The sequence below is a fragment of the Stenotrophomonas sp. STK17_22 genome, assembly GCF_051983905.1.
Classification (GTDB): domain Bacteria; phylum Pseudomonadota; class Gammaproteobacteria; order Xanthomonadales; family Xanthomonadaceae; genus Stenotrophomonas; species Stenotrophomonas maltophilia_A.
In genome coordinates, this window is sequence record NZ_CP197010.1 from 5,142,094 (window position 1) to 5,163,196 (window position 21,103).

At 67.8% G+C, this 21,103-nt stretch carries 14 protein-coding genes; 3 read left to right on the forward strand and 11 right to left on the reverse strand.

Annotation, left to right across the window (positions count from 1 at the left end; translation table 11 throughout):
• Positions 1–30: 30 nt before the first annotated feature.
• The 7 genes from ACSYS9_RS23910 to glyQ all read right to left on the reverse strand — a co-directional run bounded on the left by ACSYS9_RS23910 (position 31) and on the right by glyQ (position 14,898).
• The gene (locus tag ACSYS9_RS23910; RefSeq protein WP_049399156.1) at positions 31–3,477 is read right to left on the reverse strand and encodes a hybrid sensor histidine kinase/response regulator; all 3,447 of its coding nucleotides are present in this window, start codon (positions 3,475–3,477) and stop codon (positions 31–33) included.
• A gap of 135 nt (positions 3,478–3,612) precedes the next feature.
• Positions 3,613–5,760, reverse strand: coding sequence for a S46 family peptidase (locus ACSYS9_RS23915; protein WP_049462250.1), 2,148 nt, complete (start codon positions 5,758–5,760; stop codon positions 3,613–3,615).
• A 171-nt stretch (positions 5,761–5,931) separates the two neighbouring features.
• On the reverse strand, positions 5,932–9,792 hold the full coding sequence (locus ACSYS9_RS23920; RefSeq protein ID WP_049424283.1) for a translocation/assembly module TamB domain-containing protein: 3,861 nt from the start codon (positions 9,790–9,792) through the stop codon (positions 5,932–5,934).
• Positions 9,789–11,585: an autotransporter assembly complex protein TamA gene (locus tag ACSYS9_RS23925; RefSeq protein ID WP_081352361.1), complete on the reverse strand. Its 1,797-nt coding sequence runs from the start codon at positions 11,583–11,585 to the stop codon at positions 9,789–9,791. Before ACSYS9_RS23925 ends, ACSYS9_RS23920 begins: the two co-directional genes overlap by 4 nt.
• 34 nt (positions 11,586–11,619) lie before the next feature.
• On the reverse strand, positions 11,620–11,808 hold the full coding sequence (locus tag ACSYS9_RS23930; RefSeq protein ID WP_143048257.1) for a hypothetical protein: 189 nt from the start codon (positions 11,806–11,808) through the stop codon (positions 11,620–11,622).
• 33 nt (positions 11,809–11,841) lie between these two features.
• The gene (glyS, locus tag ACSYS9_RS23935; protein WP_071229445.1) at positions 11,842–13,917 is read right to left on the reverse strand and encodes a glycine--tRNA ligase subunit beta; all 2,076 of its coding nucleotides are present in this window, start codon (positions 13,915–13,917) and stop codon (positions 11,842–11,844) included.
• Positions 13,918–13,986: 69 nt separating this feature from the next.
• Complete coding sequence (gene glyQ / locus ACSYS9_RS23940) at positions 13,987–14,898, reverse strand: glycine--tRNA ligase subunit alpha (RefSeq protein ID WP_006403404.1); 912 nt, start codon at positions 14,896–14,898, stop codon at positions 13,987–13,989.
• An 83-nt stretch (positions 14,899–14,981) separates the two neighbouring features.
• Here glyQ and ACSYS9_RS23945 point away from each other — a divergent pair, with 83 nt between their 5' ends.
• From ACSYS9_RS23945 to ACSYS9_RS23955, 3 genes are read left to right on the forward strand one after another with little or no spacing between them, the layout of a single operon-like run.
• Positions 14,982–16,817 (forward strand): GspE/PulE family protein, encoded by a 1,836-nt coding sequence (locus ACSYS9_RS23945; RefSeq protein WP_071229444.1) that lies wholly within the window; start codon positions 14,982–14,984, stop codon positions 16,815–16,817.
• Positions 16,789–17,535 (forward strand): glutamine amidotransferase, encoded by a 747-nt coding sequence (locus tag ACSYS9_RS23950; protein WP_071229443.1) that lies wholly within the window; start codon positions 16,789–16,791, stop codon positions 17,533–17,535. The genes ACSYS9_RS23945 and ACSYS9_RS23950 overlap by 29 nt, the downstream gene beginning before the upstream one ends.
• 50 nt (positions 17,536–17,585) lie before the next feature.
• Positions 17,586–18,497 carry a BPSS1780 family membrane protein gene (locus tag ACSYS9_RS23955; RefSeq protein ID WP_012512520.1) on the forward strand — a complete coding sequence of 304 codons (912 nt, stop codon included), beginning with the start codon at positions 17,586–17,588 and terminating at the stop codon, positions 18,495–18,497.
• Positions 18,498–18,583: 86 nt separating this feature from the next.
• Here ACSYS9_RS23955 and tatC read toward each other — a convergent pair whose 3' ends face one another.
• The 4 genes from tatC to ACSYS9_RS23975 form a co-directional block, all read right to left on the reverse strand.
• Positions 18,584–19,333 (reverse strand): twin-arginine translocase subunit TatC, encoded by a 750-nt coding sequence (tatC, locus tag ACSYS9_RS23960; RefSeq protein WP_071229442.1) that lies wholly within the window; start codon positions 19,331–19,333, stop codon positions 18,584–18,586.
• Positions 19,330–19,791 (reverse strand): Sec-independent protein translocase protein TatB, encoded by a 462-nt coding sequence (tatB, locus tag ACSYS9_RS23965; protein ID WP_071229441.1) that lies wholly within the window; start codon positions 19,789–19,791, stop codon positions 19,330–19,332. The genes tatC and tatB overlap by 4 nt, the downstream gene beginning before the upstream one ends.
• Positions 19,792–19,806: 15 nt before the next feature.
• Positions 19,807–20,034, reverse strand: coding sequence for a Sec-independent protein translocase subunit TatA (gene tatA, locus ACSYS9_RS23970; RefSeq protein WP_032128453.1), 228 nt, complete (start codon positions 20,032–20,034; stop codon positions 19,807–19,809).
• Between the two features lie 75 nt (positions 20,035–20,109).
• The gene (locus tag ACSYS9_RS23975; RefSeq protein ID WP_071229440.1) at positions 20,110–21,003 is read right to left on the reverse strand and encodes a lipid-binding SYLF domain-containing protein; all 894 of its coding nucleotides are present in this window, start codon (positions 21,001–21,003) and stop codon (positions 20,110–20,112) included.
• Between the last annotated feature and the right edge of the window lie 100 nt (positions 21,004–21,103).

The following is a 21,103-nucleotide window of genomic DNA, read 5'->3' on the forward strand; positions in this document are numbered from 1 at the left end:
CCTGACGTCACATCCACGCATGGCGTGGATCTACTGCGCATCGCGCAGCGCGCCCAGGAAGGCGCGCAGCGAGGCCGGCTTGATCGGCTTGGTCAGCACGCGGTAGCCGCGTTCGCGCGCCATCCGCTTCAGCTCGTCGCGACCATCGGCAGTCAGCAGCGCGCCAGGCAGCGGGTAACCGGCGGCTTCGCGCAGCGCCACCAGCGCATCCAGGCCGTCCATGCGGTCGTGCAGGTGGTAATCCACCAGCATCACCTGTGGGTGCTCGGCGATCTTCTCCAGCGCCTGGTCGACGGTGGCCGCAGTGATCACCTGCACCTGCCAACGGCCCAGCAGCGCGCGCATGCCATCAAGGATCTCCTCGTCGTTGTCCACGCACAGCACGCGCAGGCCCGCCAGCGAATCGCTGCGTACTGGCGCGGCGACGGTCTGTGCGGGTGTGGCCAGCTCGGTGTAGCCCGGCAGCGGTGCCACCCGCGGCAGGATGATCGAGAACATCGAGCCCTTGCCGACCCGGCTGCGTGCGTTCAACCGATGGTCGAGCAGGCGCGAGATGCGCTGGCAGATCGACAGGCCCAGGCCCAACCCCTGTTCGCCCCAGTCGAATGGTTGCTGGTAGCGGTGGAACTCGTCGAAGATCTGCCGCATATGGTGTTCGGGAATGCCGGGGCCGGTATCCCACACCTGCAGCTCCACTTCATCGCCGCGCTGGCGCACGGCCAGCACGATGCGGCCCTGGCGGGTGTAGCGCAGCGCATTGGCCAGGAAGTTCTGCAGCACGCGGCGCAGCAGGCGGCGGTCACTGCGCACCCACGCAGGGCGTGCGAACAGGTCCAGACGCAGGCCGCGGCCAGCCGCGACCGGGGTGTACTGCGCGGCCAGCTCACGCATCAACGCGCTCACGTCGAACTCGCCGATCACCGGATGCAGGCCGCCGGCATCCAGCCGCGACACATCCAGCAGGCCATCGAGCAGCTCTTCGGCCGCACGCAACGAAGCGTCCACACGCTCGGCCAGATGCTTCTGCTCGTCGCTCACGTGATCACTGTCGCGCAGTGCCGAGGCGAACAGGCGTGCGGCGTTCAGTGGCTGCAGCACGTCATGGCTGATCGCCGCCAGGAAGCGGGTCTTCGACTGCTGCGCGACCTCGGCCTCATGCGAGCGCTCGGCCACGCGCTGTTCCAGCGTCTCGTTGGCCTCCAGCAGTGCTTTTTCCGCGTGCTTGTAGTCGGTGATGTCGTTGTAGCTGGTCACGTAACCGCCGCCGGGCAGCGCCTGCCCACGCATCTCGATCACCTTGCCATCGCTGCGGGTGCGCTCGAACACATGCGGTGAACCGGCACGCATGTAGCCGATGCGGCGGTTGATCTGCACTTCGATATCACCCTCGCCCAGCTCGCCGCGCTCGGCGTTGTAGCGGATCAGGTCGGCCACCGGGCGGCCCACGTAGAGCATGCCGTCGGGGTAGCCGAACATGTCCTGGTAGCGGCGATTCCATGCGGTCAGCCGCATGTCCGGATCGACCACGCTGACCCCGGCGCTGATGTTCTCCAGCGTGGTCGACAGGATCTCGCGGTTGAAGCGCAGCTCCTGCCCCGCTTCGTCCAGCACCGCCACCACTTCGCCCAGGTCCATGCCCGAGCCACGCAGCAGGCTGGTCAGCAGCAGGCGTGCTGAGGCCGCACCGATCGAGGCGGCCAGCAGGCGCTCGGTGAACTGCACCCACGGCCGGTCCGCGGGCGCCGAGGATTGCAGCTCGCGGCCCAGCGACTGCGCCTGCTCGAAGAACGAACGCCGCGCATGGCGCTCGCCAACCACGCGCGAGGCCAGTGCCAGCAGGTCACCCACGTGCACGTGACCGGGCCAGCCACCGGCCACCGACGGACGCTCGGCATACGGATCGAGGAACGGCGCGGCGCGAAGCCGCTCGTCGACACCGGGCCGCCAGCGCGCGGACACCAGCATCATCGTCGCCGCGTTGACCAGCAGTGACCAGAAGGTGCCGTGGGTCAGCGGATCCCAGCCGGTCATGCCGAACAGCTGCTGCGGGCGCAGCCACTCGATGCCGAACGGGCCGTGCTGCACCCAGCCAGCATCGACCCAGCCGGCCATCGTCATCGCAGGCAGCAGCAGGGTGTACAGCCAGGTGGCGAAGCCGAGCAGCATGCCCACCTCGACGCCGCGCCGGCTGGCACCGCGCCAGTACAGGCCGCCGATCAGGCCGGGCGCGAACTGCGCCACCGCCGCGAACGCCATCAGGCCATACGAGGCCAGCGTGCTGTCGTTGCTGCTGGTGCGGTAGTAGCTGTAGGCCATCAGCGCCAGCAGCAGGATCGCCAGGCGGCGGATCCACAGCACGCGCGAGGCGACGTCGGCGGCCTCCTGGTGGTCGCCACTGCGACGCAGCAGCACCGGCATCACCAGATCGTTGCTGACCATGGTGGCCAGCGCGATGGACGACACGATCACCATGCCGGTGGCCGCCGAGAAGCCGCCCACATAGGCGATCAACGCCAGCGCATTGCGGCCTTCGGCCAGCGGCAGGGCCAGCACCATCGAGTCGTCGGCGACGCTGCCGCCGGTACCGAACAGGGTCACGCCGGCGGTGGCGATCGGCAGCACCATGCCCGAGATCAGCACCAGGTAGCCGCCGAACATCCAGCGCGCGCGGCGCACATCGCGCACGTCACCGCACTCGACCACCGCCACGTGGAACTGGCGCGGCAGGCAGATGATGGCGAGGAAACTGAGCAGGGTCTGCGAGATGAAACCCACCGGCGGCAGGCCGGTGAACAGCGTATGCACCGATTCGACCACCGCGTCGGTGCGGTTGCTCAGCCACAGGTAGGCGAACACGCCCACGGCCAGCATCGCCAACAGCTTGATCACCGATTCGAAGGCGATCGCCAGCATCATGCCGTGGTGGTGTTCGGTGGCATCGACCTGGCGGGTACCGAACAGGGTGGCGAACAACGCCATCAGCAGCGCCACGTACAGCGCGGGATCGGTGAAGAAGCCAGTGGGGCCGGTGTTGCCGGTCAGCACCTGCAGGCTCATCGCCACCGCTTTGTACTGCAGGGCCAGGTACGGAATGATGCCGATCAGCGCGATGATCGCCACCAGCGCCGCCAGCCGCCGCGAGCGGCCGAAGCGCGAAGAGATGAAGTCGGCGATGGACACCACGTTCTGGCTGCGCGCGATCAGCGCCAGGCGCTCGATGATGCGCCAGCCGAACAACAGCAGCAGCAGCGGGCCGATGTAGATCGGCAGGTAGCCCACGCCGTTGCGCACGGCGGTGCCGACCGCGCCGTAGAACGTCCACGACGAGCAGTACACGGCCAGCGCCAGGCTGTAGACCACCGGCCGCAGCCACGGCCGGTCGGGGTACATCGGCCGACGGTCACCCCACCACGCCACGCCGAACAGCAGCGCGGCATAGGCAACCGAGACCAGCAGCAGGATCCAGCTGGAGACCACGCGCGCGTTTCCGTCGGAAGAACCCGCAGTGTAGGCCAGGCGTGGCCGGGGGTGCGGGCTCGTTGGGGGCAACCACCCCCACCAAGGTGGGGGCCTACGCGGTGCGGGCCACGACCATTGGTCGTGGCCGGCTTCTTACTGGGCCGGCACGCCCATTTCCTTCAGCAGTTCCGGCGCCGGGTAGACCTTGGCCAGCAGCCAGCGCAGGTAGCGCATGTCCACGTGCACGGCGCGCTTGTAGCGCGGGTCGAACCACCAGCTGGCGCTGACCGATTCCCAGTTGCTGTCGAAGTTCAGGCCGATCAGTTCGCCCTTGGCGTTGAGCACCGGCGAGCCGGAGTTGCCGCCGGTGGTATCCAGGTTGGTCAGGAAGTTGACCGTCTGGGTCTTCAGCGCCGGGTCGGCGGTGCTGCCGAAGTCACCCTTGGCGATCGCGGCCAGCAGCGGCTTGGGCGCATCGAACGGATAGGCGTTGGTGTTCTTCTCGACGATGCCGGCCACGGTGGTCACCGGCGAGTAGGTCACGCCGTCGCGCGGATGCAGCGCCTCGACCTTGCCGTAGCTGATGCGCAGGGTGCGGTTGGCATCCGGGTACACCGCGCGGCCCTGCTTGGCACGCCAGGCGAACAGCGCCTGCATGTAGGCCGGGCGCAGGCGCAGCTGCTCGCCTTCGCGGGTCTTGCTTTCGTTCTCGATGCGCAGCTGCGCGGCCACCAGCGGGGCGGCCACGGTGATCAGCGGATCGGCGGCCAGCGCCTTGCCTTCGCGCGCAGCAGCGAAACGGGACAGGCGCTGTGCCTCTTCACCCAGCTGGGTGCCGGCGTACAGGGTGTCCAGTGCCTTCGCCAGCTGCTCCGGGGTACGGCCGAAGGCCGTATCGAACTCGGCCACGCGCTGCGCGTCCGGCAGCTGCTGGTAACGGGTCAGCAGGGTGGTCAGCAGCGCCTTCTCGACCTCCGGCGCGTAGCGGCGCTGGACCTGCTTGAGCACGCCTTCGATCATCGCCTGGTCGCGCTGCTGGAAACCACTCTCGCGCTGCGCGTCCGGCTTGGCAGATTCGATACGCAGGCGTTCCAGCAGCAGCGCCGAGCGCAGCAGCTGGCTCTGTGCGGCCATCTGGTCCAGCAGCAGGTCACGTTCGCCCACCGCCGCGCCCTGCGACAGGTTGGTCAGCAGCGCCTTGATATCGCCCTGGTACTTGCGGTCGGTGGCAGCCAGCATCGCCGTCTCGTCGGCGGCACGCTGGGCCTTGGCGTCGCTGCGCAGCAGGCCTTCCAGCTCACCGGCGGCGCGCTTGCGGTTGTTCTTCAGCGACTGCAGCTGTGAGGCGTAGCGGGTGCGCGCCTGCGCGTCCTTGGCGCTGGCGGCCTCGATGGTGTCGATCATCTGCTGGAACACCGATACGCGGCGCGGCAGCACGGTATCGATCTGGCCAGCGAATTCGGCCGCGGTACGGTGGCGGTAGGTGATGCCCGGGTAACCGGCCAGCATCGCGTAGTCACCTTCCTTCGGACCTTCCACCGACATCTGCAGGTGCGCCGGCGCCTGGTAGGGCACGTTGTCCTTGCTGTACGCGGCCGGCTTGCCGTCCTTGCCGACATAGGCGCGCAGCAGGGTGAAGTCGCCGGTGTGGCGCGGCCACATGAAGTTGTCGATCTCATCGCCGTAGTTGCCGATCGCACGCGGCGGCGCGTAGACCAATCGCACGTCGCTCAGCTCCAGCTGGGCAATGCGGTAGAAATCGGTGCCGTAGTACATGTTGGCCACCGAGCAGCGCACGCTGCCGTCCTTCTCGCACTCGGCCACGATCTGCTTGCTGGCCGCATCCACCGCATCGAAGTAGGCACGGCCGGTCTTGCCACGCGCCTGCGCCAGCACCTGGTCGGTCACCTTGTCGAAGCCGACGGTGACCAGCACGCGGAAGTCCGGGTTGGCCGGGCGCTCGTCGGCGCGGTCCCTGGCGATGAAGCCACCATTGATCAGGTCGTGCTCGGGCGAGCTGTTGTACTGGATCACGCCCATCGCCACGTGGTGGTTGGTCAGCAGCAGGCCGTCCGACGATACGAACGAGCCGGTGCCGCCACCGGCACGCACCACCGCGCTCAGCGGCGGTGCGGTGACATTGGCCAGGTCGGCCGGATTGCCCTTGAAGCCTGCGGCCTGCAGCGGCTTGGCCAGCTCCGGCAGCTGGGTCGGCATCCACATGCCTTCATCGGCGTGGGCGCCGGCGGCGAGGGTCAGGCCCAGGGCCAGGGCAGTGGGAAGGGCTTTGCGTGGTGACATGGGGCAATCCGGTACGACAGAACAGCCCGGGACCATAGCCGCTGGGGGCGGAAGGGGCAACGGCCGATGGTTGGGGGCGTCGTGCACGGTAGTGCCGGCCGCTGGCCGGCAACCCACGCAACTCGGGAGATACGGTGCAGGTGCCGGCCAGCGGCCGGCACTACCGCATCGTTACTTCTCCCGCCGCCAGTTGATCGACCCACGGTTTTCCACCGTGCTCGACTCCACTTCCACATCGAAGCCGCGGCGCAGCAGGTACTTCAGCGTGATCACCGAACCGGCACCGACCAGCGACACGCCGTAACCGACGTACAGCTTGGGCGAGATGTACTTGCCGACGCCGATCACCGAGCCACCCAGCGCGCGCGACTGGCTCACGCCGGCATCGTCCAGACCCAGCTTGGCACCCAGCTGCGAGGCCAGCAGGCCGCTGCCGGCCGACAATGCCGCCGAGGCCGCATTGACCTGCTGCGTCTGGTCGCTGCTGGCGCCGGTCAGGCTGCGTCCCAGCACCAGATAAGCCAGGGCTTCGGACTGCGACATCGCCGGATCGGACCACACGTCCGCACGCGGCTGCTGCGCACGCCCGGTCACGTCGATACCAGCAGTGACATCACCGATCCGGCGCTCGGCACGGATGTTGATGCGCGGGTCGGACACCGCGTTGTAGTTCCAGGTGAGGTTGCCGCGGGTGATGGTCAGGTCCTGCCCGTACGCCTTGTAGCGGCCACTCACTTCCAGCCCGCCATTGGCGGTCATTTCGCGGCCAGGCTTGGCCCAGACCTGCATCTTGCCGGTCAGCGCGCCCTTCAGGCCGAAGCCGGTCATCTTCACCTTGTCACCGAGGCTGACCGTCAGCTCCATGTCCAGCGGCGAGGTACGCGACTCTTCCGGATCGGCCGGGTCGAGCACCACCACGTCTTCGGACACCGAGGTGCCGCGGTCCAGGCGCTCCAGATCGATGTCGGCCTCGGGCACGTGCACGGTGCCACGCAGCTCCATCGCGGCCTTGGCCAGGGTGAAGTCGAGGTTGGGATTGGCGACGATGCGCAGCTCGCTGGTGTTGGACAGCAGCACGTTGTCGCCGTGGATCTTCAACTGCAGCGGCTGTGCATCGCCGAACCACGACAGGCCACCATCCACGTACAGCGTGCCCTGGCCGGAGTTGGCCTGCGCGGTGATCTTGGCCGAACCATCGGGCTGGGCCACGAAGCTGCCCTTGCCCTGGTCGAAGGTCAGGCCCAGCGCCGGGAATTCACCCTTGAAGTTGCTCAGCTGCGCGTCACCGCCCAGCGACGGCTGGCCACGCGTACCGCGCAGGCTGACGTGGCCTTCGATCAGGCCGGTCGGTCGCACGATGTCCGGCGAGAACAGCTCCAGCCAGTACAGCCGCGACATGTTGAGGTAGAGCTCGCCGTTCAGCGGTGCGCTGGCTTCCCAGCCGGTCTGCATCCTGGCGTCGACGAAGCCGTTGCCCTGGAAGCCCATGCCCAGGTAGCCCTTGATGCTGGCCGGGGTCATGTCGAGCTTGAGCGAGAACTGGTCGTAGCGCACCAGCTCGCCACGGGTGGTGTCCCCCACGGCATTGCGGTTCTCACCCAGGCGCACGCCGCCTTCCTTCGAGCGCACTTCCACATGGCCTTCCCAGGCGTTGCCGCGCGGGCGGATCTGCGCATCCAGGCTGACATCGCCACGCAGGTAGATGCGACGGCCGGACTGCGGCGGCAACCACGGCTGCACCAGCGCCAGTGGCAGCGCATCACTGCGCACCACCAGGCCCTCGCGCGGCCAGTTGGCCTGTGCGCACAGTGTGCCGCTGCTGGCAGCGGCCAGGCAGGCTTCGCCCAGCGTGTAGTTGCTGCCGTTGATCGCGAACGCCGCCGGTGCACGCAGCGACCAGGCATCGCCCTTCACCGGTGCGATGCGCAGCGCGGCCAGCTCGCCGCGCCACTGCGCGCCCTGCTGGCGCACGCTGCCCTGCAGCTCGATCGCGCCCATCTCGTTGCGAGTCTGCGCGGCCAGGCGCAGGTTGGAGACACTGCCCTGCGCATCCACATTCAAGCGTTCCAGCAGCATGCCGGCATTGACCTGCTGGCCCTGGATCGCCAGCGTGCCGCTGTCGCCACGCCACGGCAGGTGGCCCTTGATGCTCACGCTCTCGGCGCCGTAGCCGTCCCAGTTGAGGTTGTTGCCGACCAGGTCGGCGGTGATGTCCGGCGCATCGCGCGGGCCCTTCACCTGTACCTGGCCACGCAGGCCGCCATCGGCGCCCGGCAGCAGGTCACTCAGCTGCAGCGGTTCGAAACGCGCATCGATGTCGAGGCGGTCACCGACCTTGCCCGAAGCGGTCACCCGGCTGCTGCCCAGCGACAGCTTCAGGTCACCCTGGCCCTGCGCGCCCTGCAGCGCGAACTTGCCCTGCGCGTCCAGGTTGCGCTGACGCAGCACGCCCTTCAACGACGGCAGATCGACCGTGGCTTCCAACGTGCCGGCGGTACCCGGCGGTGCGTTTGCCGGCGGCGGCAGCTGGCGGCCCTTGGAGGCCAGGTTGCCGGACAGGCGGCCATTCCATCCCGGCACGAAATAGCCGGGGTCGAAGTCCTTCAGCGTGGCCTTGGCATCCCAGTCCAGCTGCGGTGCCCACGCCACCTGGCCTTCCACCTGCAGCTGGCCACCTGGGGTCTGCGCCTGCAGCTGGTGGATCGACGCGGCCTGATCGTTGCCGCGCACATCGAAGTGCAGCTGTGCCTTCTGCGCGTCGCGCTCGACCTCGGCGCGGCCGATCGCCGCCCAGGCCTTCAGGGTACCGGCCAGGCCGAAGCGTGCTTCCTTCAAGGTGACCGGCACCGGGGCGCTGCCGGCGGTGTTCGGGTCCGCCGCTGGCACGTAGGTCAGGTCATGTGCGACCACCGAGAAGTTGAGCTTCTGCTGGTCTTCCTGGCTGAAATCGGCGGTGCCTTCCAGCCGCGCCTCACCGCCAAGACCCTTCACCAGCAGCGGTGAGACTTTCAGCACCTGGTCCTGCAGCGACACCACCGACGGTGCCAGTTCCAGTTCCTGATCGCCCTGTTTCACCTTGCCACGCAGGTTGGCGTTGCCGCCCTTGCCGGCGGCGGTGAAGTCCAGTGCCAGCGGCGCGATCGCCGAGCTGGCCAGTGCCGGCGACAGCAGCGCCAGATCCAGCTCGTCACTGCGGATGCTGGCGCTCCAGCTCGGATCGGTGCGGCCATCGAACACCAGCATCGCGTGCAGCGGCTTCGGCGCGCGCCCGGCTACGGCCACTTCCATGTGCGACAGGTCACCGCGGGCGACCAGGCCGACGGTGGCGGCCGTGCGGCCACGCGGCGCCGGCAGCACCGCGGTGACGGTCACATCGGTGTCGTAGTCCTTGGCCGGGATGTAACGACCCTGGGCGGTGAAATTGCCCATGTCGCTGTCCACCACCAGTTTGTGTGCCTGGAACTCGCCATTGGCGATCTCGATGCCGCCGCGCACGCGACTGATGTCGATCACCGGCTCGTTGGCCTGGCTGATGCGGAAGCCGTCGATGGCGATGGCATCGGCCTGGATCGCCAACGGCATTTCGATCTGCGGCAGCGAATCGGGCCACGACGGCAGCTTGAACGGCTCGTCACTCTTGGCCAGGTTCAACGTCGCGTTGGTCAGCTCCAGCTTGTCCAGCAGCAGCTTGCGGCCCAGCAGCGGGCGCAGGTCCGGCTCCAGATGGGCGCGCTCGGCGTGGAAATGGATGTCGTCGTAGCGGAAGTCGACGTTGTACAGGGTCAGCGGACCGGCCACCGGGCCGTCCACCTTGTCCCAGGTGAAGCTGGCGCCCACCGGCAGCCGTGCCACCACCTGCGCCAGCAGCACGTCACGCCCGGCCACGGTCTGCAGCAACCAGTACACCGCCAGCAGGGCCAGCAGCACCAGGCCCAGCACGCCCACACCGGACCAGGCCCAGAAGCGGCGGCGGCGGTAGAAGCGCACGCGCGGCGGCGTGGTCGGGTTCGGAGTGGGTGCGGGCGTACTCACAGGTCCGCTCCGATGTTGAGGTACAGCTGGAACTGCGAATCCGGGTTGTTCAAGCCATGCGCGATATCCACGCGCACCGGGCCCACCGGCGATTTCCAGCGCACGCCGAAGCCGACGCCGGTATGCAGATCGATGGTGTTGTCGAAGGCGCTGCCGGTATCGACGAACACCGCCGCACCCCACGGGCCACCATTGAAGTAGTGCTCGTACTCGGCCGAGCCGATCACCAGGTTCTTGGCGCCCAGCGCGTACTTGTCCGGTGCCGGGGTCCGCGGGCCCACCTCGCGATAGGCATAGCCGCGGATGCTGCGGTCACCACCGGCGAAGTAGCGCAGGCTGGGCGGCATGGCCACCAGATCACTGGTCCAGGTGGTGCCACCCTCGCCGCGCAGGATCAGGCGGTTGCTTTCGCCCACCGGGATGTACCAGCGCAGCACGGCATTGGCCTGCACGAAGCTGGTGTCCGAACCGGCACCTTCAACGCCGGCACGCATCGTCGCAGTACCGCTGATGCCCTTGCGCGGGAACAGTTCGTCATCGACGTTGACGTAGTCGGCGACCATCTGCGGGTACACCAGCGTCGACGTGTTGTAGACCGCGTCGGTGAATTCGGTGCCGGAGGCATAGCGCCAGCGCTCGCGCAGCGCGTTGATCGAGGCGATCGCGGTCCAGTGTTCGTTGATCTCGCCGCTGCGGCTGGCGATCAGCTTGAAGTTGCGCAGGTCGATGTAGTCGGTCTGCTCGTCGTAGGCGCTGGCAGCGAAGGTGTACCAGCCATCAAGCCAGTTGAAGGCCGGAATGCGGTAGCTGGTGACCAGGCTCTTGCGCCTCTGCGCATAGTCCAGCTGCGTGTTCATCTTGTGGCCGCGGTTGTTCAGCCACCGCCGTTCGATGCCACCGCGCACACCCGGGCCACTTTCGCTGCCGTAGCTCAGACCCGCGGTGTAGATGGTGCGCTTGGCACGGGTCAGCTTCACATCCACCGGCACTTCGCCGTTCGCATCGGCCTGGTCGGGCCGCGGCTGGATGTCGATCACGCTGAAGTAGTCCAGCTTGGTCAGCGACTCGCGCAGCCGGTCCAGCTTGCCCTCGTGGAAGTAGCTGCCCTGTTCCCAGTACACCAGCGGATCGAACAGCTTGTCGACGAAGTAGTCCTGCTCGAAACGCACCGGTCCCATGTTGTAGCGGCGGCCGCTGTCCCAGGTCAGGTCGATGTCGGCGGCGTTGTCGGCACGGGTGATCTGCACCTGACGCTGGGTGTAGTCGGCATCGAAATAGCCACGTTCGGCCAGGCGGCGGGTGACGGTGATCTTGCTGGCTTCGTACTGCGTATGTTCGAAACGCTGGCCCTTGCGCGGCTTGAACGCGGCCAGATCGTCCTGCAGGTACTGGTCGTACATCGCCGGCCCGGTGATGTCGATGTGCTCGCGGCGGACGGTCACCGGGGTGCCCTTGTCGACATGGATCAGCACGCGCACGTGCTCGTCCTCGCGCGGCGCCTCGACCTTGATCACCGGGTTGTAGTACCCGAACGGTTCCAGTGCCTGGCGGGTCTGCCGCTCGGCCTGTGACAGCAGGTACTCCAGGCGCGATTCGCCCTGTTCCTTGCCGATCGTGTCGTACAGCGACAGCGATTCCTGGATGTTCTCGATGATTGCGGCGTCGTCGCCCTTGTCCAATCCCTTGATGTCCACCTTGTCGATGGTGCCGCGCGCGTGGGCCACGGAGGTGGCGGCCAGCGACAGGACCATCAGCGGCAGGGCGTATTTCTTTGGCTGCATGCGGCACAGCATACCGACCGAAGGTGACGATGCGAAATGCATCACGTCATTGGGGATCGGTTGTTAAGTGGCGGTCAAAATACGCGCCTTTGTGGCGATCGTCGTGATCGCAGCCGAGGATGCCGGCATCGTGCGCGATGCCGGCAATGACCCCGATGGACATCCGCCGGCGGTGATCCGGTAGTGCCGGCCGCTGGCCGGCAACCCACAGATCGATCCGATGCGCGGTGGCCATGCCGGCCAACGGCCGGCACTACCAATACGGGCGTCAGCTCGACAGATGCTCGATCGCTGCCACCTTGCCCAGGCGCTCGCCCAGCATCGTCAGCAGCGCCAGGCGGTTGCCACGCAGCGCCGGATCCTCGGCATTGACCATCACGCCATCGAAGAACGCGTCGACCTGCGGGCGCAGGCGTGCCAGGCGCGCCAGCACAGCCACATAGTCCTTGTGCTGCAGGCTGGCGCCGGTGTCGTCGATGGCCGCGGTGACAGCTTCAGCCAGCGCGCGCTCGGCGTCTTCCTGCAGCAGCGCCGGGTCGATCTGGGCCGGGATGTCGCCTTCGGCCTTGCGGAGGATGTTGCGGATGCGCTTGTTGGCCGCAGCCAGCGCCTCGGCTTCCGGCAGCGTGGCGAAGGTCCCGATCGCATCCAGACGGCGGTCGAAGTCGTACAGCGAGGCCGGCTTCAGCTCGGCGACGGCGTTGAAGTGCGTGGCCGGCACGCCCTTGTCGGCGTAGTAGCCCTTCAGGCGGTCGAGGATGAAGTCGTACAGCTCGCCGACATCGGCCTGCACGTTGCGTGCGGCCAGGCCGGCGTTGGCGCTGGCCAGCAGCGCGCGCAGGTCCAGCTCGAAGCCGCTTTCGATGATCGTGCGGGCCAGGCCCAGCGCGTTGCGGCGCAGGGCGAACGGGTCCTTGTTGCCGGTCGGCTTCAGGCCAGCGGCGAAGCCACCGGCCAGCGTGTCGACACGTTCAGCAATCGCCAGCACCTTGCCCAGCGGCGACAGCGCGATGTCATCACCACCGAAGCGCGGCTGGTAGGCCTCGTCGATGGCCAGCGCCACCTCCTGCGATTCACCACCGGCCACGGCGTAGTGGCGGCCGGCGATGCCCTGCAGTTCCGGGAATTCGTTGACCATGCGCGACTGCAGGTCGTTCTTGGCCAGTTCGGCAGCCCGCTTGGCCTGCGCGGCATCGGCGCCAACCTGGGGTGCGATCACTTCGGCCAGTGCAGCCACGCGCGCCACCTTGTCGGCCACGCTGCCCAGCTTGGCCTGGTAGGTCACCGTCTTCAGCCCCTCACCCATCGACACCAGGCCCTGTTTCAGGTCCTCGTCGAAGAAGAACTTGGCATCGGCGAAACGCGGACGGATCACCCGCTCGTAGCCCTTGGCCACTTCGGCCACGTTCTTCGATTCGATGTTGGCGATGCCGATGAACTTCTCGGTCAGCGTGCCTGCGGCATCCAGCACCGGGAAGAACTTCTGGTTGATCTCCATCGTCTCGATCAGCGCTTCCTGCGGCACCGCCAGGAACGCGGGCTCGAAGCTGCACAGCACCGCCGACGGCCATTCGACCAGGTTCACCACCTGCTCCAGGTTGTCGTCGGTGATGCGGGCGCTGCCACCGGCCTTGGCCGCAGCGGCCTCGACCTCGGCGACGATGCGCGCGCGGCGCTCGCTCGGGTCGACCAGCACGAACGCGGCGCGCAGCGCTTCAACGTAGTCCTGCGGCTGCGCCAGCGACACCGCCTGGTCATGGTGGAAGCGATGGCCACGGCTGACGCGGCCGGCCTGCAGGCCGAACAGTTCGGCCTCGACCACGTTGGCGCCGTGCAGCAGCACCAGCCAGTGCGCCGGGCGCGCGAAGCCCCAGGCGTGGTCGCCCCAGCGCATCGGCTTGGGAATCGGCATCGCCGCGATCGCCTCGCGCAGGATCTCCGGCAGCAGGCTGGCGGTGCTCGCGCCCGGGGTCACCGCGCGGTGCACGAAGCGCTCACCCTTGTTGTCGGTGGTCTTTTCCAGCGCGGTCCAGTCGATCCCGGCCTTGGCGGCGAAGCCCTGCAGGGCCTTGGTCGGCTGGCCTTCGGCATCCAGCGCGATGTTCAGGTACGGGCCCAGCACTTCGCTGTGCTGTTCCGGCTGTTCCAGGCCGACGCCCGGCAGCAGCACGGCCAGGCGGCGCGGAGTCGACAGCGGGCGCGCATCGCCCAGTTCCAGCGCGACGCCGCGCTTGCGCAGGCCGTCGACAACGCCATCGAAGAACGCCTGGGCGAGGCCCGGCAGCGCCTTGACCGGCAGCTCCTCGGTGCCCAGTTCGATCAGCAGGGGGGACAGTTGGCTCATCGTTTCAATCCTGTGGTGGGGGCGCAGCGCGCGACGCGTCCGGCGCCCCGGAGTAAGGGGGAGCGGCCGTCAGGCCTTCTTCGCGCCCGGGAAGCCCAGCTTCTCGCGCTGCTCGTAGTACGCCTTGGCCACCGCCTGGGCCAGCGCGCGCACGCGCAGGATGTAGCGCTGGCGCTCGGTCACGCTGATCGCGCGGCGCGCATCCAGCAGGTTGAAGGTGTGGCTGGCCTTCATCACCTGCTCGTAGGCCGGCAGCGGCAGGTTCACTTCCACCAGCTTCTGCGCTTCGCGTTCGCAGGCGTCGAAACGGTGGAACATCTCTTCCACGTCGGCGTACTCGAAGTTGTAGGTGCTCTGCTCCACCTCGTTCTGGTGGTAGACGTCGCCGTAGGTCACCGGCTGGCCGTCCGGGCCATAGGTCCAGACCAGGTCGTAGACGTTGTCGCAGTTCTGCAGGTACATGCACAGGCGTTCGAGACCGTAGGTGATCTCGCCCAGCACCGGGCGGCACTCCAGGCCACCAGCCTGCTGGAAGTAGGTGAACTGGGTCACCTCCATGCCGTTGAGCCAGACTTCCCAGCCCAGGCCCCAGGCGCCCAGCGTCGGCGACTCCCAGTTGTCCTCGACGAAGCGCAGGTCGTGCACCAGCGGGTCGATGCCCAGTGCCTTCAGCGAATCCAGGTACAGCTGCTGGATGTTGTCCGGCGCCGGCTTCATCGCCACCTGGTACTGGTAGTAGCGCTGCAGACGGTTCGGGTTCTCGCCGTAGCGGCCGTCGGTCGGGCGGCGCGAGGGCTGCACGTAGGCCGCGTTCCAGCTCTCCGGACCGATCGCACGCAGGAAGGTGGCCGGGTGGAAGGTACCGGCGCCCACCTCCAGGTCGAGCGGCTGGATGAGCACGCAGCCCTGCTGGGCCCAGAACTGGTTCAGGGTCTGGATCAGGCCCTGGAAGGTGATCGGAACGGTCGGGGTCGCGGACATGCGTACGAGTCTTGGCCGGCAAGGGGGTGCGCTAGTATAACGGCCGACCTGCGGGGCATTCCGTACCCGGGAGGAGCAGGCAGATGGAACATCGGCTGCCGGTGGGCACGCCCGGCGAGGCTGGCGGCGTACCGCTGCCGTGGGGTCGCCTGCAGTTCGAGCAGATTGCCGCGGCCCTGATCGCCGATGGCCTGGTGGCCGAGCAGGACCGCGAGCGCATGCGCTTTTCCGGGCAGGGCGCACGCAACGCCAGTGAAGTGCACCCGCTGGTGCTGCTGTCCAACCTCAAGCTGGCCGCCAACGGCGGTGGTGAACTGACCCTGGAGCGCCTCACCGAGTGGCTGGCGCAGCGCACCAGCAGCCGCTACCTGCGCATCGACCCGACCCGGGTCGACGTCGCCGCGGTCACCGCGCTGGTCTCCCATGCCTACGCGCGCCGCCACCGTTTCCTGCCGTTGGCGGTGGATGCCGAGCGCGTGCTGGTGGCCACCAGCGAGCCACTGGTGCAGGAATGGCGCCGCGACCTGCAGCACCTGACCCGGCGCCGCATCGAGCTGGCGGTGGTCAACCCGCTGGACCTGCACCGCTACACCATGGAGTTCTACGGGGTGACCCGTTCGGTGCGCGGCGCCCGTGGCGACGTGCGTGGCGAAGCCAATACCACCCTGCCCAGCTTCGAGCAACTGGTGGAGCTGGGCCGCACCGGCGACGTCAATGCCGACGACCAGCACATCGTGCATATCGTGGACTGGCTGCTGCAGTACGCCTACGAGCAGCGCGCGTCGGACATCCACCTGGAGCCGCGCCGCGAAATGGGGCGCATGCGCTTCCGCATCGACGGCGTGCTGCACAAGGTGTTCGAGGTACCGCCGGCGGTGATGACCGCGGTGGTCAGCCGCATCAAGGTGCTCGGCCGCATGGACCTGGCCGAACGCCGGCGCCCGCAGGATGGCCGCATCAAGACCCGTTCGCCGGGCGGCCGCGAGGTCGAGATGCGCCTGTCGACCATGCCCACCGCCTTCGGCGAGAAGTGCGTGATGCGCATCTTCGACCCCGATGCCGCCTTCAAGAGCATCGACCAGCTCGGTTTCAGCCCGCAGGAGGCCGCCGGCTGGAATGCGCTGGTCGAGCGCCCGCATGGCATCGTGCTGGTCACCGGCCCGACTGGCTCGGGCAAGACCACCACCCTGTATTCGACGCTGAAGCGGCTGGCCACGCCGGACGTGAACGTCTGCACGGTGGAAGACCCGATCGAGATGATCGCGCCCGAATTCAACCAGATGCAGGTGCAGGCCAACATCGACCTGGACTTCGCCAGCGGCGTGCGCACGCTGCTGCGGCAGGACCCGGACATCATCATGATCGGCGAGATCCGCGACCTGGAAACCGCGCAGATGGCGGTGCAGGCCTCGCTGACCGGCCACCTGGTGCTGTCCACCCTGCATACCAACGATGCGCCCTCGGCGGTCACCCGCCTGCTCGACCTGGGCGTGCCGCACTACCTGCTGGCCAGCACCCTCAACGGCATCCTCGCCCAGCGCCTGGTGCGCACGCTGTGCCCGCACTGCAAGCAGCCGCACAGCCTCGGCGCCGCCGACTGGGCGGTGCTGGCTGATAGCCATGCCGCATATCCAGATGCCGCCACACCCTGTCGGCCGGTCGGTTGCCTGGAGTGCCGGCGCACCGGATTCCTCGGCCGCATCGGCCTGTATGAGTTGCTGCCATTGGGCTCGCGGCTGCGCGGGCAGATCCGCGCCGACATGGATCTGGCCGGTTTCACCCGTGCCGCGCGGGCTGAAGGGCTGCGAACCCTGCGTCAGGCCGGGCTTGAAAAGGTGGCGCAGGGGCTGACTACAATCGAGGAAGTCCTGTCAGTCCTGCCGCCCCCGGATGAACCCAGCCCCGTTCCTGATCCTTGAAACCGGCCGACCGGTGCCGTCGCTGCGCCGCTACGGGCGCTTTCCGCACTGGATCCGCGTCGCCGCCGGGCTGGAAGAGCACGAGACGGTGGTGGTCGATGTCGAACACGGTGGCGCCCTGCCCGACCCACATGCCTTCGCCGGCGTGCTGGTGACCGGCTCGGCCGCCTTCGTCACCGACCATGCCGACTGGAGCGAGCGCAGCGCCGCGTGGCTGCGCCAGACCGCCCACGACGACCTGCCGGTGTTCGGCATCTGCTACGGCCATCAGCTGCTGGCACATGCGCTGGGTGGCGAGGTGGCCTACAACCCGGCCGGCCGCGAGTCCGGCACGATCGAACTGGAACTGCAGCCGCAGGCGGCGCAGGACCCGCTGTTCCAGGGCCTGCCGCAGCACTTTGCCGCCCATGCCACCCATCTGCAGACCGTGCTGCGCGCGCCGGAAGGTGCCGAAGTGCTGGCACGCTCGCCGCTGGACGGCTGCCACGCCTTCCGCTGGGGCCGCCAGGCGTGGGGCGTGCAGTTCCATCCGGAATTCGCCACCCACCACATGCGCGGCTACGTGCGCGCCCGCGCCGACTGCATCGGCCGCCACGGCGGCTGCGCCCGCAGCATCGAGCGCGCGGTCAGCGCCGCACCGCTGGCCCGCCAGCTGTTGCGCCGCTTCGTCCGCCAGGCGCGGCTGTCTTCAGCCCAGCCGGTGGCAAAACAGGGATAATCGGCGGCACGGGCAGCCGCCCGGCCCCCTCCTGTCCTTCCCGGATGTCCATGAAAGAGATTCGCAAGCTGCCGGCCTCGGCGGGCGCCCAGTGGTTGCTGGATACGTTCTCCCTGTACCGGCGTGCGCCGCTGCAGCTGGCCCGGATCGGCCTGACCTGGCTGCTGGTGAGCTGGGTGGTGACCCTGCTGTCGACCTTGATTCCCGGCGCCGCCGGCATGGCAGTACAGCTCATGACCCTGGCCATTTCGCCGATCATGTTCGGCGGCATGCTGTATGCCGTGGGCGAGATCGACGAGGGCCGCCCGGGCCTGGCCTCGCACCTGCTGCAGCCGATCCGCGACCACCGCGTCAGCCACCTGCTGGTGCCGCTGGCGATACAGGTGCTGGCGGTCCTGCTGCTGGGCGCACTGTTGTTCATGATGATCGGCCGCGAGGGCTTCACCGCCTTCAGCGAGGTCATGACCAAGATGGAAGAAATCAGCCGCAGCGGCCAGCAGATCAAGCCGGACGACGCGGCCGCGCTGGTCGCCAACCTGCCGGCCAAGCGCATCGCGCTGTGGATGCTGCTGGTGTTCCTGAGCGCGGTGGCGCTGTCACTGGCGATGTTCACCCAGCCGGCGCTGGTGGTGTTCGACAAGCAGAGCGGCATGCATGCGCTGCGCCTGAGCCTGCAGGGCTGCATCGAGAACATCGGCGCGATGTTCGTGTTCGCCGCGCTCGGCCTGATCGCCGCGTTCTGCATGTACATCCTGTTCGTGATCGTGATCCAGGTCGCGATGCTGATCGGTGGCCCGCTGGCTGCGGCCTTCATCGCCCAGCTGGTGCTGACCACGGTGCTGATGCCGCTGTATGTCGGCGCGGTCTACGCCGCGTGGAAGCAGATGTTCGTGCATCGCGGCAGCCGCGCGGCCCCACCGATCCCGACCACGCCGACCTCAAGCGACGTGTTCCACGCCTGACGGAAAAAGGGGACGGAGGGGATTAAGTCGTTTATGCCCAGTGTGTGCAGCTAACGACTTAATCCCCTCCGTCCCCTTTTTTTCTTTCAGGCGGCGGGTTTTTTCGCTACCGACGACGGCACCAGCCAGCGTGCGGCGTGGATGCCCAGTTCGTAGAGCAGGCACATCGGAATCGCCAACATCAGCTGCGAGACCACGTCCGGCGGGGTCAGCACTGCGGCCACCACGAAGATGCCGACGATCGCGTAGCCACGGCCTTCCTTGAACTGCTGCGGCGTCACCCAGCCCAGCAGCACCAGGATCACCATTGCCACCGGCAGTTCGAAGCTGCCGCCGAAAGCGAAGAAGATCGCCAGCACGAAGTCCAGGTAGGCGTTCGCATCCGGAGTGATCGCGATCACGTCCGGGCTGAAGGTGGTCAGGAAGTGGAACACCGCCGGCAGCACCAGGAAGTAGGCAAAGGCGCAGCCGGCGTAGAACAGCAGCACCGACGACACCAGCAACGGCACCGCCAGGCGCTTCTCGCGCGCATACAGGCCCGGGGCGACGAACGCCCACAGCTGGTACAGCAGCCACGGCACCGCCACGAACAGGGCGACGAAGAAGGTCAGCTTCAGCGGGGCGAAGAACGCACCGGCCGGGTTGGTGGCGATCATCGTCTGCCCGTTCGGCAGCTGCGAGACCAGCGGTTCGGCCAGCGCGTTGTACAGCTTCTGGGTAAACGGCAGCAGCGCCAGCAGCACCACGCCCAGGCCCAGCAATGCGCGCACCAGGCGGCCGCGCAGTTCCACCAGATGTTCGACCAGCGAGCTTTCGCCGAAATCCTGTTCACTCATGGCTGGCGCTCCGGGCTGCTCTGCGGCGGCGTCGCACCGGCATCAGGGGGTGTCGCCGGCGTCGGCTCGGGAGCAACGCTCTCCCGTGCCGGCGCATCGGCGTCGGGCACGGCGCTCATGTGCGGCGGAAGATCTGCGGGCGCCGGCGCGCGCACCTCCTGCGCCAGCGTATCGCCCTGCTGCTGGGCCTCCTGCGCTTCGCGACGGATCGCTTCACCGCTGGCGCGCAGCTGGTTCTCGGTGTCCTGCATGCCCTGGCGCACGTCCTGCATCTGCCGCTTGATGTCCTCGGCCTGCAGTTCGCGCTCCAGTTCCTGTTTCACCGAATCCCATTGATTGCGGGCACGACGCACCCACAGGCCGGCGAAGCGGGCCGCCTTGGGCAGGCGCTCGGGACCGAGCACCACCAGGGCGACCACTGCAATCACCAGCAGCTCGCTGAAGCCGATATCAAACACCGCGACCGCTCCGGATCAGCGAGCGTTACGATCGTGCTCGTCCTGCGCGGCGCGCGAGGCGTCCTGGCTGCGCGATTCATCGCCCAGCTGCGCGTTCGGCTTGTCCTCGTCGCGCATGCCCTTCTTGAATTCCTTGACCGCCGAACCGAGATCCTTGGCGCCACTGGTCAGGCGCTTGGTGCCGAACACCAGCAGGACGATGGCCAGCACGACCAACCAATGCCAGATGCTGAAACTGCCCATAAAGACGCTCGTTACGTTAGTGATCAGGCTGTCGAGCATAGCGCACCGGGTGTTAGCCGGCGCGCGTGACGAAAGTCAGTTTCCGCCCAGCGTTTCCGTGCGGATCTCGCCGTCGTTGACCGGCTGGAAGCCCTGCTGCTGCGGCGGCGGGTTCTGCGGCACGTTCTGCAGCGGTGCGGTAGTGGCTTCGGCCGGGGCGGCCGGCGCTGCATGAACAGGCGCCGGAGCAACCGCCGGGGCCGCTGCCGGGCGCGGCGCGCTACCGCCGTTGCCGCTGCGGTTGTTACGCGCGGCGTAGGTGGCCTCTTCCAGGCGGTCGCGGAACGTGACCACATCCATCGACGGCGAACCGGCCGCGCGGCCTTCGAAGATCATGCGCGGCGTGGTGTTGCTGCCGTAGGCGTCCAGATTGGCGGCATCGTCGATCTGCAGCACCGCACCATCCAGGGCGACACCGGCGAACAGGCCGCGGGCGCGCGACCAGGACCAGATCTCGGCCTTCAGCTGACCGTCGGTGGCGGCGGCGGCATTGCGGCCGACCGGGCCGGCGGCGACACCCGCATCGGCGCCCAGCGTGAACTTGCCGTTGACCAGGTTGTCCAGGCTCCGGTCGTTGCGGAACACCAGCACCACATCGGAGGACTGCACGCCGGCCTGGAAGCCGATGCTGCCGCCGGTGAGCTTCACGAACACCGGGTTGGACCAGGCACCGTTGGGCATGCGCACGGACATCAGGCCGTGGCCACGACGACCGCCAATGACCAGACCGGCCTTGATCGTGTCGGGAATGACGATGACCGCGCGGCCTTCGTCGAGCAATTTGTCCGGAATGCCCTGTTCAGGGATTTCCTGGATTTCAGCCAGCACGCGCACGGCATTGCGGGCACGCTGGTCTTCCTGCGGTCCGGCCATGGCCTGGCTGGACAGCAGGCTGGCGGCGATCAGCAGGGCTTGGATCGGGCGACGCATGGCAGGCTCCAGAAGTCAGTCCATAGGAAGATATAGCAAGTGACTGAAATTAGTAGTGTTGTCATGAATCCCCAATGAGCGCTCCCTGCTCACATTGATG

Coding starts and splice junctions, on each gene's coding strand:
- ACSYS9_RS23915 (WP_049462250.1), bottom strand. CDS start 5,760: ATGTCACCACGCAAAGCCCTTCCCACTGCCCTGGCCCTGGGCCTGACC.
- ACSYS9_RS23925 (WP_081352361.1), bottom strand. CDS start 11,585: ATGCTGTGCCGCATGCAGCCAAAGAAATACGCCCTGCCGCTGATGGTC.
- ACSYS9_RS23930 (WP_143048257.1), bottom strand. CDS start 11,808: ATGGCCACCGCGCATCGGATCGATCTGTGGGTTGCCGGCCAGCGGCCG.
- glyS (WP_071229445.1), bottom strand. CDS start 13,917: ATGAGCCAACTGTCCCCCCTGCTGATCGAACTGGGCACCGAGGAGCTG.
- glyQ (WP_006403404.1), bottom strand. CDS start 14,898: ATGTCCGCGACCCCGACCGTTCCGATCACCTTCCAGGGCCTGATCCAG.
- ACSYS9_RS23945 (WP_071229444.1), top strand. CDS start 14,982: ATGGAACATCGGCTGCCGGTGGGCACGCCCGGCGAGGCTGGCGGCGTA.
- ACSYS9_RS23950 (WP_071229443.1), top strand. CDS start 16,789: ATGAACCCAGCCCCGTTCCTGATCCTTGAAACCGGCCGACCGGTGCCG.
- ACSYS9_RS23955 (WP_012512520.1), top strand. CDS start 17,586: ATGAAAGAGATTCGCAAGCTGCCGGCCTCGGCGGGCGCCCAGTGGTTG.
- tatC (WP_071229442.1), bottom strand. CDS start 19,333: ATGAGTGAACAGGATTTCGGCGAAAGCTCGCTGGTCGAACATCTGGTG.
- tatA (WP_032128453.1), bottom strand. CDS start 20,034: ATGGGCAGTTTCAGCATCTGGCATTGGTTGGTCGTGCTGGCCATCGTC.
- ACSYS9_RS23975 (WP_071229440.1), bottom strand. CDS start 21,003: ATGCGTCGCCCGATCCAAGCCCTGCTGATCGCCGCCAGCCTGCTGTCC.